The organism is Chromobacterium sp. Beijing, from assembly GCF_021496765.1.
Lineage (GTDB): Bacteria > Pseudomonadota > Gammaproteobacteria > Burkholderiales > Chromobacteriaceae > Chromobacterium.
Genome location: NZ_CP053750.1, coordinates 4,677,357 through 4,694,060, shown reverse-complemented (window position 1 = coordinate 4,694,060; position 16,704 = coordinate 4,677,357). Strand labels below are relative to the sequence as shown.

The 16,704-nt window shown below is 64.2% G+C and carries 14 protein-coding genes and 2 pseudogenes; 5 read left to right on the top strand and 11 right to left on the bottom strand.

The genetic code is table 11. The features are described from left to right. Positions 1-4: 4 nt before the first annotated feature. From HQN78_RS21920 to HQN78_RS21900, 5 genes and pseudogenes are all read left to right on the top strand, one after another. Positions 5-523, top strand: a complete 519-nt coding sequence (locus tag HQN78_RS21920) for a pilus assembly protein PilP (protein WP_235086251.1) — start codon at positions 5-7, stop codon at positions 521-523. Further along, positions 520-2,643 carry a type IV pilus secretin PilQ gene (gene pilQ, locus HQN78_RS21915; RefSeq protein WP_235086249.1) on the top strand — a complete coding sequence of 708 codons (2,124 nt, stop codon included), beginning with the start codon at positions 520-522 and terminating at the stop codon, positions 2,641-2,643. Before HQN78_RS21920 ends, pilQ begins: the two co-directional genes overlap by 4 nt. Before the next feature lie 70 nt (positions 2,644-2,713). After that, positions 2,714-3,241, top strand: a pseudogene (aroK, locus tag HQN78_RS21910) (shikimate kinase AroK); the annotation flags it as partial. A 34-nt stretch (positions 3,242-3,275) separates the two neighbouring features. Beyond that, on the top strand, positions 3,276-4,355 hold the full coding sequence (gene aroB / locus HQN78_RS21905; RefSeq protein ID WP_235086247.1) for a 3-dehydroquinate synthase: 1,080 nt from the start codon (positions 3,276-3,278) through the stop codon (positions 4,353-4,355). Positions 4,356-4,552: 197 nt separating this feature from the next. Further along, the gene (locus HQN78_RS21900) at positions 4,553-4,936 is read left to right on the top strand and encodes a FimV family protein (RefSeq protein ID WP_227105271.1); all 384 of its coding nucleotides are present in this window, start codon (positions 4,553-4,555) and stop codon (positions 4,934-4,936) included. Between the two features lie 100 nt (positions 4,937-5,036). Here HQN78_RS21900 and msbA read toward each other — a convergent pair whose 3' ends face one another. The 11 genes and pseudogenes from msbA to cysG all read right to left on the bottom strand — a co-directional run bounded on the left by msbA (position 5,037) and on the right by cysG (position 16,634). Beyond that, positions 5,037-6,797 carry a lipid A export permease/ATP-binding protein MsbA gene (msbA, locus tag HQN78_RS21895; protein WP_235086245.1) on the bottom strand — a complete coding sequence of 587 codons (1,761 nt, stop codon included), beginning with the start codon at positions 6,795-6,797 and terminating at the stop codon, positions 5,037-5,039. Between the two features lie 51 nt (positions 6,798-6,848). Then, positions 6,849-7,952 (bottom strand): glycosyltransferase family 4 protein, encoded by a 1,104-nt coding sequence (locus HQN78_RS21890; protein WP_235086242.1) that lies wholly within the window; start codon positions 7,950-7,952, stop codon positions 6,849-6,851. Then, on the bottom strand, positions 7,945-8,904 hold the full coding sequence (locus HQN78_RS21885; protein ID WP_235086238.1) for an O-antigen ligase: 960 nt from the start codon (positions 8,902-8,904) through the stop codon (positions 7,945-7,947). The genes HQN78_RS21890 and HQN78_RS21885 overlap by 8 nt, the downstream gene beginning before the upstream one ends. Beyond that, positions 8,871-9,266, bottom strand: a complete 396-nt coding sequence (locus tag HQN78_RS21880; RefSeq protein WP_235086235.1) for a hypothetical protein — start codon at positions 9,264-9,266, stop codon at positions 8,871-8,873. Before HQN78_RS21880 ends, HQN78_RS21885 begins: the two co-directional genes overlap by 34 nt. Continuing rightward, positions 9,259-10,380, bottom strand: a complete 1,122-nt coding sequence (locus HQN78_RS21875; protein ID WP_235086232.1) for a glycosyltransferase family 9 protein — start codon at positions 10,378-10,380, stop codon at positions 9,259-9,261. The genes HQN78_RS21880 and HQN78_RS21875 overlap by 8 nt, the downstream gene beginning before the upstream one ends. Beyond that, positions 10,377-11,531, bottom strand: a complete 1,155-nt coding sequence (locus HQN78_RS21870; protein ID WP_235086229.1) for a glycosyltransferase family 4 protein — start codon at positions 11,529-11,531, stop codon at positions 10,377-10,379. The genes HQN78_RS21875 and HQN78_RS21870 overlap by 4 nt, the downstream gene beginning before the upstream one ends. Then, positions 11,528-12,610 carry a putative lipopolysaccharide heptosyltransferase III gene (gene rfaQ / locus HQN78_RS21865; protein WP_107801982.1) on the bottom strand — a complete coding sequence of 361 codons (1,083 nt, stop codon included), beginning with the start codon at positions 12,608-12,610 and terminating at the stop codon, positions 11,528-11,530. Before rfaQ ends, HQN78_RS21870 begins: the two co-directional genes overlap by 4 nt. Before the next feature lie 19 nt (positions 12,611-12,629). Then, a complete protein-coding gene (gene ptsP, locus HQN78_RS21860; RefSeq protein ID WP_107800734.1) occupies positions 12,630-14,369 on the bottom strand; it encodes a phosphoenolpyruvate--protein phosphotransferase in 1,740 nt (579 codons plus the stop codon). Between the two features lie 22 nt (positions 14,370-14,391). Then, entirely contained in the window at positions 14,392-14,661 is a 270-nt protein-coding gene (locus tag HQN78_RS21855; protein ID WP_019100446.1) for an HPr family phosphocarrier protein, read from the bottom strand. Further along, positions 14,648-15,055 (bottom strand): PTS sugar transporter subunit IIA, encoded by a 408-nt coding sequence (locus HQN78_RS21850; protein ID WP_048414043.1) that lies wholly within the window; start codon positions 15,053-15,055, stop codon positions 14,648-14,650. Before HQN78_RS21850 ends, HQN78_RS21855 begins: the two co-directional genes overlap by 14 nt. Before the next feature lie 287 nt (positions 15,056-15,342). Next, a pseudogene (gene cysG / locus HQN78_RS21845) lies at positions 15,343-16,634 on the bottom strand (siroheme synthase CysG). Positions 16,635-16,704 lie beyond the last annotated feature (70 nt).

Below are 16,704 nucleotides of genomic sequence, written 5' to 3'. Positions count from 1 at the left end.
GCCCATGACAAGAACTCTCGCTTGCTTACTGCCCTTGCTGCTTGCCGCCTGCGGCAGCGGCGACACCGACGATCTGCGCCAGTGGATGCAAACCAGCACCCAGGGCCTGCGCGGCCAGATCGAGCCGCTGCCCCAGGCGCAGTCCTACCAGCCGTTCGCCTACCAGGCCTTCGACTTGCTCGACCCCTTCAACGCGCAGAAGCTCGCCGCGGCCAAGAATCAGAACCTGGCGAACGCGCCGGATATGAAACGGCCGCGCGAGGCGCTGGAAAACTACGATCTGGACAAGTTGAAGATTGTCGGCGTCATCCGCCGCGGCGGCGCCAACTACGGCCTGGTGCGCACGCCCGAAGGCTCGATTTACCGCGTTCAGGCCGGCAATTTCGTCGGCCCCAATTTCGGCCAGATCAAGAAAGTCGGCGACACGGACATCCAGTTGACTGAGACCGTGGAAGATTTGAACGGAGAATGGGTGCAGCGCAACAGCAGCATGTACCTGGACGAACAAGGGCAAAACAAATGAGCAAGCACTCCATCAAACTGTTGTCGGGGCTGGGCCTGTCCCTGCTGTTCGGTTTCGCCTACGCCGGTCCGGCGATCACCGCGATCCAGCTGGCCAACGGCGACGGCGACCAGCAGGTGCTGCAGGTCAGCTTTGACGGCCCCGCCGTCCAGCCCAACAGCTTCGCCATCGCCAACCCACCGCGCATCGCCTTCGACTTCGCCGGCGCCAGCGTCAAGCTGGCCAAGCCGCAGCAGGACTTCGGCGGCCCGCTGGTCAAATCCGCGGTGGCGGTGGAGGCCAACGGCCGCTCCCGGCTGGTGCTGAGCCTGAGCCGCAACGCGCTGTACAGCAGCAGCGTGTCCGGCAACACGCTGCGGATTACGCTGAACCCGAATCTCGGCAGCGCCGCCCAGGCCGCCACGCCGGTGGAGCGCCCCGCCGCCAGCCCGCAAAGCGCCACGCGCCCAAGCCCGGTCCAGATCGCCGGCGCCCAGCCGCTGGCACTGGACTTCCGCCGCGGCAAGAACGGCGAAGGCAGGGTGGAGATCAAACTGCCGTCCGCCAACACCCCGGTCGACATCCGCCGCGAAGGCAAGCAATTGCTGGTGGACGTGCTGGGCACTCAGCTGGACAGGCAGAACCAGCGCCGGCTGGACGTTGCCGACTTCGGCACCCCGGTATCCAAGATCGACGCCCGCAACCAGGGCGGCAACAGCCGCATCCAGATTCAGCCGCAGGGAGACTGGGACTTCTCCTCCTACCAGACCGACGGGCAGCTGGTCGTTGAAATCCGCCGGCCGGCGCCGGAGTCCGCGGCCAGCGCCGACGCCAACCAGAAACCGCAGTACAAGGGCGACAAGCTGTCGCTGAACTTCCAGAACATCGAAGTGCGCACCGTCCTGCAGGTGATCGCCGAATTCACCGGCCTCAACATCGTCACCAGCGATTCCGTCAACGGCAATATCACGCTGCGGCTGAAAGACGTGCCCTGGGACCAGGCGCTGGACCTGATCCTGCAGACCAAGGGCCTGGACCAGCGCCGCGCCGGCAACATCATCCAGATCGCGCCGCGCGAAGAACTGCTGGCGCGCGACAAGCAGGTGCAGGAGGCCAGGCAGCAACTGGCCACGCTGGAGCCGGTGCGCTCGGAAACCTTCGTGCTGCGCTACCGCTCGGCGGAGGACTTCAAGAAGGTGCTGGATGGCACGAACACCACCGGCAAGAAGGAAAGCATCCTGACCGAGCGCGGCAGCGCGCTGATCGACCCCAAGACCAATACCCTGATCATCAACGACACCGGCAGCACCATAGACAAGATCCGCGACATCATCGGCAAGACCGATGTGCCGGTGAAACAGGTGCTGATCGAGGCGCGCATCGTCGAGGCCACCGACAACTGGAGCCGCAACCTGGGCGTCAAGCTGGCCTTCGACCGCGTCGGCGGCACCGGCATCATTTCCGGCGGCGGGTTGGGTAATGCAATTAACAATGCCAATGGCCGCCTAGGTATCGTGGGTAATGCCGCCCAAGCCCCCTATGTCATTTCCCCCGGCGTCAACCTGCCAATCACCAACCCGGCAGGCTCGCTGACCGCGCTCTATAGCGTGGGCAAATCCGCCATCATCGGCCTGGAACTGCAGGCGCTGCAGACCGAGAACAAAGGCCGAGTGATTTCCAGCCCGCGCATCATGACCGCGGACCGGCAGGAAGCCACCATCGAGCAGGGCACCGAGATTCCCTACCAGGAAGCCTCGTCCAGCGGCGCCACCTCCACCTCGTTCAAGAAGGCAGTGCTCAGCCTGAACGTCAAGCCGCAGATCACGCCGGACAATCACGTGATGCTGGACATCAAGGTGAACAAGGACAGCGTCAGCCCCACCTTAAGCGTGGGCGGCACCCCGGCCTTGGACACCAAGAAGGTCAACACCCAGGTGCTGGTGGAGAACGGCGGCACGGTGGTGATCGGCGGCATCTACCAGCAGCAGATCAGCGATGTCGTCAATAAAGTGCCGCTGCTCGGCGACATTCCCATCTTGGGCGCGCTGTTCCGCAGCTCGCAAAAGTACGATAACCGCACTGAATTGCTGGTCTTCATCACGCCGCGCGTGGTGGAAGACCTGAGCGGCAATAATCAATAAAAACCCCGGCTGCGCAGCGCCCCCGGCGCTGCTGCAACGCCGAAAGACAGCGCGGCCAAGCTCGGCTACAATGCCTGCCATGGAGAAACCGGCAGGCAATTTTTTTCTGGTCGGCTTGATGGGCGCGGGCAAGACCACGGTAGGCCGAGCTTTGGCGCGGCGCACCGACAAAACCTTTTACGACTCTGACCACGAGATCGAGGCCAGGACCGGCGTACGCGTCGCGACCATCTTCGATATCGAGGGCGAGTTGCGCTTCCGCGACCGGGAAACCTCGGTCATCGCCGACCTCGCCCGCCTGGACAACATCGTGCTGGCCACCGGCGGCGGCGCCATCATCCGTCCGCAAAACCGCGCCTGCCTGGCGGCGCACGGCACCGTCATCTATCTGCGCGCCACGATAGACGATTTGCTGGCCCGCACTCTGCACGACAAGAACCGTCCCCTGCTGCAGATCGCCGACCCCAGGGCCAAGCTGGAAAGCCTGTTCCAGGAGCGAGACCCCTTATATCGCGAGGTGGCCGACATCGTCGTCGACACCACGCAGCAGAATGTCAGCCTGCTGGTTGCCCGCCTGATGGAGCAATTGGCCGGCCTCCCCCCAAACACCGTCCCGAACAAGGAAGCTGATTGTGATTACCCTCGACCTGATCCTGCCCGACACCCGTTACCCGATTCACATTGGCCGGGACTTGCTGGAACAGGTCGAGTTGCTGCTTCCCCATCTGCCCCTGCCCAAGGTCGCCATCGTCAGCAACGAGACGGTGGCGCCGCTGTATCTGGTCCGGCTGCAACAGGCGCTGGCCAAACACCGGATTGACTCCTTCAGCGTCGTCTTGCCGGATGGCGAGCGGCACAAGGACTGGAACACGCTCAACCTGATTTTCGACGCGCTGCTGTCGCGCAACGCCGAACGCAAGACCACCCTGATCGCGCTGGGTGGCGGCGTCATCGGCGACATGACCGGCTTCGCCGCCGCCTGCTATCAACGCGGCGCGCCCTTCATCCAGATCCCCACCACCTTGCTGGCGCAGGTCGACTCCTCGGTCGGCGGCAAGACCGCGATCAACCATCCGCAGGGCAAGAACATGATAGGCGCGTTCTACCAGCCCAAGGCGGTGATCGCCGATATGTCGCTGCTGGATACGCTGCCGGAACGCGAGCTGTCCGCCGGCCTCGCCGAGGTGATCAAGTACGGCCTGCTGGGCGACGCCGCCTTCCTCGGCTGGCTGGAGGACAATATGCCGCGCCTGCGCGCGCGCGATCCCGACGCGCTGCAACACGCGGTCAAGCGCAGCTGCGAGATGAAGGCGGACATCGTCGGCCAGGATGAAAAAGAGCACGGCGTGCGCGCGCTGCTCAACCTGGGCCACACCTTCGGCCACGCCATCGAGGCCGGCCTGGGCTACGGCGTCTGGCTGCATGGCGAAGCCATAGGCGCCGGCATGGTGCTGGCCGCCGCCGCGTCCGCCGAATTGGGCTGGCTGTCCGCCGCCGACGTCGAACGCGTGCGCAGCCTGGTGGCCGCCGCCGGCCTGCCGGTCAAGAGCCCGCAGATGCCGCTGGCGCGCTGGCTGGAGCTGATGAGCCACGACAAGAAGGTGGAAGCCGGCACCATCCGGTTCGTACTATTGCAACAACTGGGCCAAGCCGCTATTCAGGCCGGCCTGCCCTCTGCGATACTCGAGAAAATACTGAACAATAATAGTTAGCGTTCAAACGGCATCGGTACAGATTCAATAAGGATTTCTACGGATTGCCGCTTGCGCCGCTTCATCAGAATAATGAATCTACTGGAGATGGAGAAGGCCGGCAGGGACACCCCGCGCAAAGCTTGAAGCCAGAGCGCACAATGTCGGGGAGCCGCCGGCGAGGCCAAGTCGTTGCAAAGCGGAAGGGGAGAAGCCACATGGTAGCGTTGAGCGCGTTTGCCGCCAGTTTTGGACTGATGGCGGGATATTACGCCCTGCGATTCTTATGGAAGAAAGTACGTTACACCAAGCCGTGTCAACGCGGCATCGATCCGGTGGGCGAGGCGGAGGTTTTTCTCGCCTACGGCCGCACCCGCGACGCGGTGCGGGTGCTGAAAGATTCGCTGCGAGACAATCCGGACGATCTGCCGGCCAAGGTCACCTTGTTGCGGGCCTATTCCAGCGAATGCAATCGCGAAGCCTATTGCTCGCTGGCGCGCGACGTTCAATCCCAAGTGCAAGGCCAGCCGGTCTGGCACACCATTCAGGAAAACGGTCGTCGGCTGGCGCCGCAAGATCCGCTGTTCGAAATCAAACTCTGACGTCTTAGCTTGCGAGTCGTAAACGCGTTCTGAGTCCTCGATGCAGTCAAGCCGGCCATGGCTCCCGCCCTGGCCGGCTTGATTTCGTCGCAGCGCCCGCTCAATCCGCGGCGGCGTCCTCGTCCTTGAACTGCAGGCTGTGCAGCTTGGCGTAGAGCCCGTCGCGCGCGAGCAACTGCGCGTGCGAGCCCTCTTCGGCGATCTCGCCCTGATGCATCACCACGATGCGGTCGGCGTTCTCTATCGTCGACAGCCGATGGGCGATCACAATGGTGGTGCGGTTCTTCATCAGATTTTCCAGCGCGCTCTGCACCAGCCGCTCGGACTGGGTGTCCAGCGCCGAAGTCGCCTCGTCCAGAATCAGCAAGGGCGCGTTCTTCAACAAAGCGCGGGCAATCGCCAGCCGCTGACGCTGTCCGCCGGACAGACGCACGCCGTTTTCGCCAATCAGGGTATCGAACCCTTCCGGCATCGCCTCGATGAACTCCAGCGCATTGGCCGCGCGCGCGGCCTCCACCACCGCCTCGCGACTGAACGAGGCTTCGCCGTAGGCGATATTGGCCGCCACGCTGTCGTTGAACAGCACCACGTCCTGGCTGACCATGGCGATATGCCGGCGTAGATCGCTCAAGGGCATGTCCTGCAGGCGCACATCGTCCAGACGGATCTCGCCGCCGTCCGGATCGTAAAACCGCGGAATCAAGCTGACCAAGGTGGTTTTGCCGCTGCCGGACGAGCCCACCAGGGCGACGGTCTCGCCGGGATGGACCTGCAAATTGATGTCGCGCAGCACCTGCCGCTCCGCCGTCGGATAGCGGAAGTTCACTCCCGAGAGCTGCAGCTTGCCGCGCGTGCGCGGCAAGGCGGTGCGGCCGTGATCGGGCTCTTCCGGCAGATCGAGAAAATCGAAGACCGACTCCGCCGCCGCCAAGCCGCGTTGCATCGCCTGGGCAATGCCGGTGATGCGCTTGACCGGCGCGAACAACAACATCATCGCGGTCAAAAAGGACATGAAGTCCCCGGCGGTGAAAGCGCCGCCCTGGGCACGCAGCGTGGCGAAATACAGGATGGCGGCCAGCGCGCAGGCAATCATCAACTGCGTGATGCCGGTGTTGGCGGACGTGGCCGCGCTCTGCTTGACCGCATTGCGGCGGATGGCCGCCGCCGCCTGCTGAAAACGCTCGCTCTCGCGCGCTTCGCCGCCATAGACCTTGATCACGCGCTGGCAGCTGATGCCCTCGCCCAGCACCTGGGTCAACATGGCCATATTCTGCTGGTTCTCGCGCGATAGATTGCGCAGGCGCTTGCCCACCACCCGCATGCACAGGGAGACAATCGGCAGCACCAGCAAGCAGATCAAGGTCAGTTGCCAGTCTATATACAGCAGCCAGGCCAGCAGGCTGACCGCGGTGACGCCGTCCTTGACCGTGACCGTGATCACGCTGAAGCCGGCTTCGGTCACCTGGTTGACGTCGTAGGAAATCCGCGACACCAGACGGCCGGACTGGTTGTCGGCATAGTATTGCACCGGCAGACGCAGCATCTTGGCGAACATCTGTTCGCGCAGCGTCTGCACCAAGTGGCCGGTCAGCCAGCTGGAGGTGTATTCATTGATAAAGCTGGTGACGCCGCGCACCGCGAACACGCCAATGATGGCCAAGGGCACCCAGGCGATCGCATGCGGATCGCGGTTGACGAAACCGCTGTCGATCAAGGGCTTCATCAGGCGGGCGAAGGCCGGCTCGGTCAAGGCCGCCACCGTCATCGACACCAGCGAGATCAGGAAGACCTTCCAGTAACGGCCCAAATATCCCAGCAAACGGCGATAAATTGCCCAGTTGCTTTGCAAAGAATTCTTCATTCGTTCCTATCATCCAACGCCCGCGTCCGCGGGCGGTCATCAAGCCAGTCGTCAAATCCCCGGCGCATCCAGGCCGCTGAGTTCCAGGATCCGCCGCACGTTCCGCTCCGGCGCGAAGCGGGCGCGCACATCGACGCGCCCGGCTTGCGCCCAGGCTTTCATCATCTCCGGCCGGCTCAGCGCCTGGTCGATCGCCGCGGCCCAGGCGGCGCTATCCTCCGGCGGCGCCAACACGCCGGTTTCGCCATTGCGCATGGTCTCGGGAATGCCGCCGGTGTCGCTGGCGATCACCGGCACGCCCAGGCCCAGCGCCTCGATCTGCGACATGCCCAGCGGCTCGTAGCTGGACGGCATCAACACCAGGTCGGCGCGCGCCAACAAGGCGGCCACCGGGCTCACCACCCCGGCCAACAACACTCTATCCTGCAAACCCAACTGCCGCGCCAGCCCGGCGATCGCCTGCTGCTCCGGCCCTTCTCCGGCAATCAGATAACGCGCATCCGGCCACTTGTCTCTCAGCAAGTCCAAGGCCGCCAACACCGTCCTGTGCCCCTTCTCGCCGCGCAACATCGCCGCCTGCACCAGCAGAGGGCCGGAAGAACGGGACAGCCATTGCTCCAGCTCCGCCGGCAAGGGCTGCGCGGCGGCCTGATCCAAGGCGGAGAAATCAATGCCGGGATAGACCACATGCAGCTTTTCAGGGCGGATGGCCGGGTTCTCCAGCAAACAACGCTTCAGATAGGCGCTGGGCAACATGGTCGCGTCCATCAGCTGGTTATAGCTCCAGGCCGACGCCTGACCCGGCTGATAAGTGCGCGAGCGCAGCAGAAAGGGCCGGCCGCACCCCATTAGCCGCGCGGCAATGGCCAGATTATTGCTGTCGTGGCCGCTGTGGCAAATGGCCAGCCGCGGACGATGACGGCGCATCCAAGCGCTCAAGGCCAAGATGGACGGCATGTGGAGGCTGTTGCGAAAGCGCAGCGGCAGCACCTCCAGCCCGCGTTGACAAGCCACCTCCATCACTCGCGTCTGCGGCCGGCAGGCCAGCACCGTACGAAAACCGCGCTCTCCCAGCAGGCGCATCTGCTGCATCAACTGCAACTCCTGCCCGCCGACATTGGGGGAAGACTCGGTGAACAGCACCCAATCACGCATGCGCGGCGCCTTTCTCCCGCTGTCTCAACTCCGCCAGCAAGGCGGCGGCGGTGAACAAGAAGAGATGCAGCATATGATCCTTGTTCACGCTTTCCAGCAACATGCGTCCGAGAAAGCCGCAGGTCACCAACATCAAGACCAGACCCAAGGTGTCGCGGCGCAGACGGAAGGCCCGATAGCCGGTCCAGATCAGCACGCCGCAAAACGCCAGCCACAGCGCGACGCCGATCACGCCCAGGCCCACGCCAAGGTCGATGAAACCGCTGTGGCTGTGGCCCACCTGATTGGGGTGCCCCGTCGCCGTCAGCGCATTGGTGAAGGCGTTGCGGCTATAGCCATAACCCATGGGCTTGGCCGCGATGAGGTCCAGGCCGCTGTGAATCCAGGCCACTCGCTCATAAGCAGAATCATCTACCGGCATGCCATTTGACAACTTAGGATAGGGCTCCATCCGCAGCCAGGCCTTGGTGTCGGCATAGTGCCATCCGGCAGTCGCCGACTCCACAAACACCTGATTCCGGCTATCCTGCTTGATCGTATACGCGGCGATGCTGCCCGCCGCGGCCAGGACCACGCCGGCAATGAGCAAAGTCTTGCCCCAGCCTATCTTCAGCCCTTCAAACACGGAATACACCAGCAGCATGGACAGCATCAGGTAGACAAGACCGATCATGCCGTTGCGCGCGCCCGCCTTGAGGCTGACAAACAGAATCAAAGCCGCAGCCAAGCATAGCGACCAGCGGGGAAAGCGCGTGAGCGGATGGGTCCCGCGTTGTCCAAAGCAAAACGCGGCCACGACGAAGGCCAATACAAAGTTCATGAAGAAGGTGAATTCCAGCTTGGTGGCGGTGGTGTACACCTCGTTATACGGCCACAAGCCCGTAGTCAGATAGACATAAGCGCCATGGCTAAACTCGGTCAAGGCCAAGACGCAACCGGCGAGGATGACCAAGTCCGAAATCGTCCAGCGCCGAGGGGGCGGAACAAAGCCAGGCCCGCCACAAACCACAAGCCTCCCATCAATAGCTGGCTGCGGAACTCGCCGGCGGAGGCTTCCGGCCACATCGAGAGCGACACGCTATGCAGCCAGGCGAACAACAGGAACGCGCCGATGGCCGCGACAGGCCCGCGCTGCTCGCGCCAGTGGCGTTTGAGTTCGGGATAGTCTTTCGCCACCAGGACCAGCATCAACAACAGGATCACATAACGCAGCGCAATCGTATGAGACACGCTGGCCAAGGTCAGAAACAACAAGGACAGGCCGATGGCCAAACGGCTATGCCAGCGCGGCTCTATGCTCAGATGATCATTCATGCAGAAGTTTTTCCAAAGTTTCGGCCACCTGCCCGGCAGGCAGCGCCGCCATACACTGCGCCTGGCGGCATTCGCCGGCCTGATCGCCAAATTTTCTGAAACAACGCAAGGCCCAATCGACATCGCGATAATGCACGCTGCGCTGATTGCGGCAAGGAAACCACGCCGGGCCGACGCCGACGCAGGCGAAGCCGGCGAAAAACCGGCTCGCGCCGAACAAGGTCTCGCTGCCCGGCCCGAACAACATCAGCAAGGGCGCGCCCGCCACTTTGGCCAGATGCGCGATGCCGGTGTCCGGACACACGCAGGCGCGGGCGCGGCTCAAGACGGCGCGCAATTGCGCCAGGCTCAGCGTGCCGGCCATGACGATATCGTCCGGCCCCAGCTCGACGGCCGATAGCAGATGCTGCTCCCCTGGCCCGCACGACCACAACACCACGCAACGGCAAGCCCGAGCCGTGGCCGCGACCCGGTTCCAACTGGCCGCGGGCCAGAAGCGGGTCGCCGAACTCGCGCCCACGTGCAGTACGACGAAACGCGGCGGCAAGGGCGGCAGCCCTTCAGCCGCTACCGGCCAATCCCGCAAACGAAACGGCTGGGGCTCGGGTCCGTCGATCAAGCGCGCGGCGGTATCGGTCCAGGCTTCCGGCTGCCCGGCGTACGCCACCGCCTCGTCCAGCAGCCAGTTTTTATAGCGCGGCGTTTCGCCGGCAAAGCCCACGATCCAGCGGGCGCCTATCGCGCGGGCGAGAAAGCTGAGCCGGTTTTCGCCCATCAGGTAGGCGATATCGAAACGCGCCTCGGCGAACAAGCGCCGAATCGAGGCGAAGTCGCGCGGCTGCCAGGGCAGCGGCCGAATGCCGTACGGCCGCGACGCATACAGCGGCGCTTGTCCCGGCGGACAGGCCAGCACGATCTCCGCCTTGGGAAAACGCTCGCGCGCCTTGGCCAACAGACTGGTCGCCATCAAGGCGTCGCCCAGCAGAAACTGATGCAGGATCAATACCCGACGCGTGCGCTCGGGATCCGGCTTGCGGCGCAGCCATTGCCAGGGCAGCCTCAGCAACAGCGCCGTGAAAATCAGCAAACGCCCGGGGAAACGTCCCGGCCTCATTCTCCGGCCCCGCCTTCGCCGTCGCCAAGCGACAGCTCCCGGTACAAGGCCAGCATCTGCGCCACCATAGCGCCCTCGCTCAACCCCGCCACCCGCGCGCGCGCAAGCTCGCCGCTGCGCGGCCAGTCCGCGCGCGCGGCCAGCCAGGCAGCCACATTGTCTTGCCAAGCGGCGGCGTCTCCCGCCGCGGCCAACCAGCCGGTGACGCCCGGCTCCAGCAGCTCCGCGCCACCGCAACGCATGCTGGTCAGCACCGGCAAACCGCAGGCCATCGCCTCGATCACCACCGACCCAAACGGCTCGTACAGCGTCGGCAGGATGAAGCCGTCCGCCAGCCCGTAATGGCTGCGCACATCGCGCTGCGGACCGGTGAAGTGCGCGCGCTCGGACAAACCCAGCCGGGCCGCCAGCCGCTGATAGCGCGCCAGCTTCTTGTCTCCGCCCACCACCACCAGATGCACGGCGGCGTGCGGCGCGACGGCGCGTAGCGCCTGCGCCACGCCCTTGCGCTCGAAACCGGACCCCACGTAGACCAGCGTCGGCGCCTCCGGCGGAATGCCGTAACGCTCGCGCAGCGCCGCCCTCTGCTCGCGCGCCGCCGCCGGATTGAAAAACCCGCTGTCCACGCCGTTGTGGATCACCGCGCAGCGCTTCGGATCCACGCCGAAACGGCCGACCACGTCGTCGCGCACCAAGGCCGAATTGCAAATCACCGCGCGCAAGGCCGGATGCCGGAACATCGCGCGCTCAGTGCGCAGCATGAAATGGTGGTAAGGATTGCAAAAGGTGCTCAGCCGCCGCCACCAGGGCCGGCCTTCCAGCCGCGCGTCCAGCCAGGCCGCGTGCACGCCGTCGCCGGCGCGGAACACATGGCAGCCGGGAATGCGCTCGTGCGACTGAACCAGATCGGCGCCGGCCTGCGTCCATGCGGCGCGCGCGGCGCGGGCGAAGCTCCAGTCGCGCCAGACGCTGCCCAGATAAAACGGCTTGACCCGCAGCGTTTCCACGCCCGGCAGGCTCTCCCAATTGCGGCTGATCAATAGCGGACGGAACTCCCCGCCGGTCTGCAATTGCTTGACGATGGCGCTGACGATACGTTCCGCGCCGCCCGCCGGATTGTACTTCTGCCGGATAATCGCCAGCCGCTTCATGCGCTTTCCTTCAAGACCGCATCCACCGCCGCAAGCACCGTGTCCACATCGATGCGCTGCAGGCATTCGCTTTGCCAGCCTCCGCCGCAACCGGCGTTGCCGCAGGGGCGACAGGGCATGGGCTCGGACACCACGCGGTGCGGCACCTGCCACGGCCCCCATTCGATATCTCCAGATGGCCCGAACAAGGCCACGCACGGCGTTTTCATCGCCGAGGCGATATGCATGGGCACCGAATCCACGCCTATGTACAAACGCGCCTGGTCTATCGCCGCCGCCAACTCCTTCAAGCTCAGCGCGCCGGCCAGGCTGGCCACCGGCCGTTCCAGCCGCGCTTCGATGTCGGCGATCATCGCCATTTCTTCCGCGCCCGGCGCGGCCGACAAGACCAGTTGTTCGCCGCGCGCGCTCAAGGCATCGATCAAGGCGCTCATTTTCTCCGCCGGCCAGCTCTTGAACGACCAGCGCGAGGTCGGATGCACCAGGATGTAAGCGCCGGGCCGCAGACCGCGCTCGGCCAGCTTGGCCGCCAGCGTGGCCTCGGCGTTGTGCCCCGGCACCAGAACCAGCTCGCGCTGGCTTGCGTCCGGATACACGCCGATGCGCCGCAAGGCGTCCAGATGAATTTCAATCGTGTGGCGGCGATTGCCCGGCACCTGCAAATAACGGTGGGTGAAGCTCTTTTTGAAGAAGCGGCCGTAAGGGCCCTGCGGGCCTACGGACCAGCGCGGCGCAAGCAGACGCGCCAGCCAGGCGCCTCGATTATGCTCGGTCAGCGTGATCACCAGATCGTAGCCGCGGGCGCGCAACTGGCTCAGCAGGGCCAGTTCGGCCCGGGCCTGGCCCAGCGGCCCCCGTTTTTTCCAGCCGCGATCTATGGTGTGCAGTTGCGCGATAGCCGGATGCAGACTCAGCATTTCCCGGGTGTCGTGGTAAACCAGCGCGTCGATCTCCAGATGCGGCGCCTGCTGTTGCAGCGCGGAAAACAGTGGAGAAGTCAGCAGCACGTCGCCGTGGTGGCGCAGCTTGATGACCAGCACCCGCCGCACGGCGTTCAGGTCGATGGGATCGTTCAGCATAAGAAAGGAAAAAGCCGGATCAGACACCCGGCTCGGCATTCAATTGTTGCAAAAGATCGGCGATTTTATCAGGGTCTTCGCTTCTAAGCATGCGCGCCGTAATCGGCGCGATCTGATCCAGGTGGGTATTGAGCACCTGTTGCTTGACCGCCAGCAGGTTGGCCGGATGCATGGAGAACTTGCGCAGGCCCATGCCCAGCAGCAAACGCGTCAGCCGGGCATCGCCGGCCATCTCGCCGCACACCGACACCGGCACCCCGCCCTTGATGCCGGCCTTGATGGTGTGCAGGATCAGTTTCAGCACCGCCGGATGGATGGGGTCGTACAAATGGCTGACCGAGTCGTCGTTGCGGTCGATCGCCAGCGTGTACTGGATCAAATCGTTGGTGCCCACCGAGAGAAAATCGATGTGCTTGAGAAAGCTGCCCACCACCAGCGCCGCCGACGGGATTTCAATCATCGCGCCCACTTCGATGTCCTCGGCGTAGGCGATGTTTTCCTCGCGCAGCTCCTGCTTCGCGTATTCGAACTGCGCCAGCGCCTGCTTCAGCTCCGGCAAGGAATTGACCATGGGGAACAGAACCTTGATCTTGCCGTGCACCGAGGCGCGCAGCAGCGCCCGCAGCTGCGCGCGGAACATCAGCGGCTCGGCCAAGCATAGACGGATGCCGGTCAGGCCCAGCGCCGGATTGTCCGCCACCGCGTGGTTCAGCCATTTCGGATTCTTGTCCGCGCCCAGATCCATGGTGCGTATGGTCACCGGCAAACCCTTCAGGGTTTCCGCCACGTGCCGGTAGGCCTCGTACTGCTCGTCCTCGTCCGGCAAGGTGTCGCGCCCCAGAAACAGGAATTCGCTGCGGAACAGGCCCACGCCCACCGCGCCGGACTTGCGCACGTCTTCCACGTCCTGCGGCAGCTCGATATTGGCCAGCAGTTCGATCGCGGTGCCGTCCTGGGTCTTGGCGTTGGATTTGCGGATGGACGACAGCTTGCGCCTTGCGTCGCGCCAGGCGCGCAGCCGGCGTCGATACTCCGCCAGCACCAAATCGTCCGGATTGATGATCACCACGCCTTGCAAACCGTCGACGACGATCAGTTCGTCTTCGCGGATCAGTTCGCGCGAATGATGCAGGGCGATCACCGACGGCAGGTCCAGGCTGCGCCCCAGAATCGCGGTATGCGAAGTGGCGCCGCCCACGTCGGTGATGAAGGCGGCGAAGTTGGAATCCTTGAAATAAACCATGTCGGCCGGCGACAGATCGTGCGCCACCAGAATGTGGTCGTCGACCAGATCCTCCGGCGCCGGCAGCTGCGGCACGTCGCCGTCCAGGTTCTTGAAGATGCGCTCCACCACTTGCAGCACATCGTTCTTGCGTTCGCGCAGATAGTCTTCCTCAATCGCGTCGAATTGCTCGACCAAGGACTCGCATTGCAGCTTCAACGCCCACTCGGCGTTGCAGCGCTGTTTCTCTATGATTTCGCGCGGCTCGCGCGAGATGGTGACGTCGCCCAACAGCATGATGTGCAAAGACAGGAAGGCGCCCAACTCCGCCGGCGCGTTCTCAGGAATGCTGCCCCACAGCATTTCCAGCTCTTTGCGGGTGTCGCGAATCGCTTCGTCGAAACGCGCCAATTCCGCCGGGACTTCCTCGTCGTCCAGCAGATAATGCGCGACATCGTCCATGCTGCGCGAAATCAAATGGGCGCGGCCAATGGCAATGCCGCCGCCTATGGCCACCCCGTGCAGGATGATGCTCATCGTCCCATCCTCAGACTCCGGCTTATTCGGCCTCGTCGAACCGGTTGTTGATCAGGGCCACCAGGGCGTCCAACGCCACTTGCTCATCCTCCCCGCTCACTTCCAGTTCCACGGTCGCGCCCTTGGCCGCCGCCAGCATCATCACGCCCATGATGCTCTTGCCGTTGACCCGGCGATTGTTGCGCGCGATGAAGATATCGCTTTTATAGCGGCTGGCCAATTGGGTGAACTTGCTGGAAGCGCGTGCATGCAGGCCGAGCTTGTTGATGATTTCGACTTCAATTCGCAGCATTGCCTTCCCCCGGAATAATATAAAGCACGCCCTCCAGGCCGCCGGTAATCGCCTTGCTGACGACGATCTCCAACGGCTGGCTGCTATAGCACAAGGCTCGGACCACCATGGGCAGGCTCGCCCCGGCCACCGCCTCCACCCGCCCCGGCCGGATCAGCCGGCTGGCGATATTGGACGGCGTGCCGCCATACATATCGGTCAGGATCACCACCCCGTCGCCCGCGTCCAGCCTGTCCACCAACAACTGGGCTTCGGCTTGCTTGCTTTCCGGGTCATCGGTCTTGTCGACCGCCATCACCGCCAGATTTTCCGGCTCTCGGCCCAGGATATGCCTGGCGCAATCCGCCAGACTGCGCCCCAGGTCGCCATGCGCGATTATCAATACACCTACCATGCCTGATTCTTCATGTTGGCAGCGTCGTCGGCGCAGAGCCGGGACGCTGAAGCAAAAAGGTTGATCAACACGTCAGTCCGCCATTGTATCAGCAGTATTCCGCCAGAGGCGGCCGGCGTCAGCTTTAAACCGCGGCCCTCCGCCTTGTATAGCGCGCTTTTCTCGGCCAGCGCAACGGCAAAAAAAACGTCAGCACACCCGGCTCCGGTACCAGCCCAGCTTATCCGCCAAGCCCACCACCTCGCCGACGATGATCAGGGCGGGCGACGCGATATGATGTTTGGACATCAGTTCCGGCAGGTCTTCCAGCGTGCCCGCCACCGTGCGCTGACGCTCGGTGGTGGCCCACTCCACCGCGGCGGCCGGCGTCGTCGCCGGCTTGCCGTGTTCGATGAAGGCCCGGCACAACTCCTGGGCGGTGGAAACCCCATGTAGACTACTACGGTCTGGGCCGGCCGAGTCAACGCCGGCCAGTCAAGGTGAATGCTGCCATCCTGCTTGTGGCCGGTGACGAAGGTCACCGACTGCGCGTAGTCGCGATGAGTCAGCGGGATGCCGGCGTACGCCGCCGCCCCGCTGGCGGAGGTGATGCCGGGCACCACTTCGAAGGCGACGCCGTGCGCCGCCAGCGTCTCGATCTCCTCGCCGCCGCGGCCGAAGGTGAACGGATCGCCGCCCTTGAGCCGCAGCACCCGCTTGCCTTGTTGCGCCAGTTCTACCATCAAAAGATTGATGTCGCCTTGCGGCAACGCATGGTTGGCCCTGGCCTTGCCCACGTAAATGCGCTCGGCGTCGCGCCGCACCAGTTCCAGCAGTTCCGGCGCCACCAGATTGTCGTGCAAGACCACGTCGGCCTGCTGCATCAAGCGCAACGCGCGGAAGGTCAGCAAATCCGGATTGCCCGGCCCCGCGCCCACCAGATAGACCGCACCCTGCGCCGTCTGCGCGTCGGCGTTCTCCAAGCGTCGCTCCATCGCCTGCTCGGCGGCGGCTTCGTCGCCGTTGATCACCGCCTCGGCCAGCGGCCCTTCCAGCACCGACTCCCAAAACACCCGCCGCCGCTCGACGTCGGGAATGCCGGCCTTGACCCGGTCGCGAAACCCGGCGGCAAAGCGCGCCAGACGGCCGAAGCCGCTGGGAATCAGGCTTTCCAGCCGGCCGCGAATCAAGCGCGCCAACACTGGCACGCCGCCGCCGGAGGAGACGGCGATCAGCAGGGGGAACGATCCACGATGGCCGGGGTGATGTAGCTGGACAATTCCGGGTCGTCCACCACATTGACCGGTATATTCAAGGCCTGGCAGGACATCGACACTTGGCGGTTGATCTCGCGGTCGTTAGTGGCGGCCACCACCAGGCGCCGGCCCCGTACTTGGGCCGGCTCGAAACAGGCGCTCAAATGCGTCAACTGCCCCTGCCGCGCCATCTCGGCCAGCTCCGGCGTCAACTCCGGCGCCGCCACCGTCAGCTCCGCGCCGGCGGACAGCAAAAGCCTCGCCTTGCGCAGCGCCACCTCGCCGCCGCCCACCAGCAAACAGGAAGCGCCTTGCAGTTTAAGGAAGATCGGGAAGTAATCCATATGGCCAGCTCCGCAACAATGTTTGCAGCATACTGCATTTGTTGCATAAAAACGACGCTGGCGAATGCTA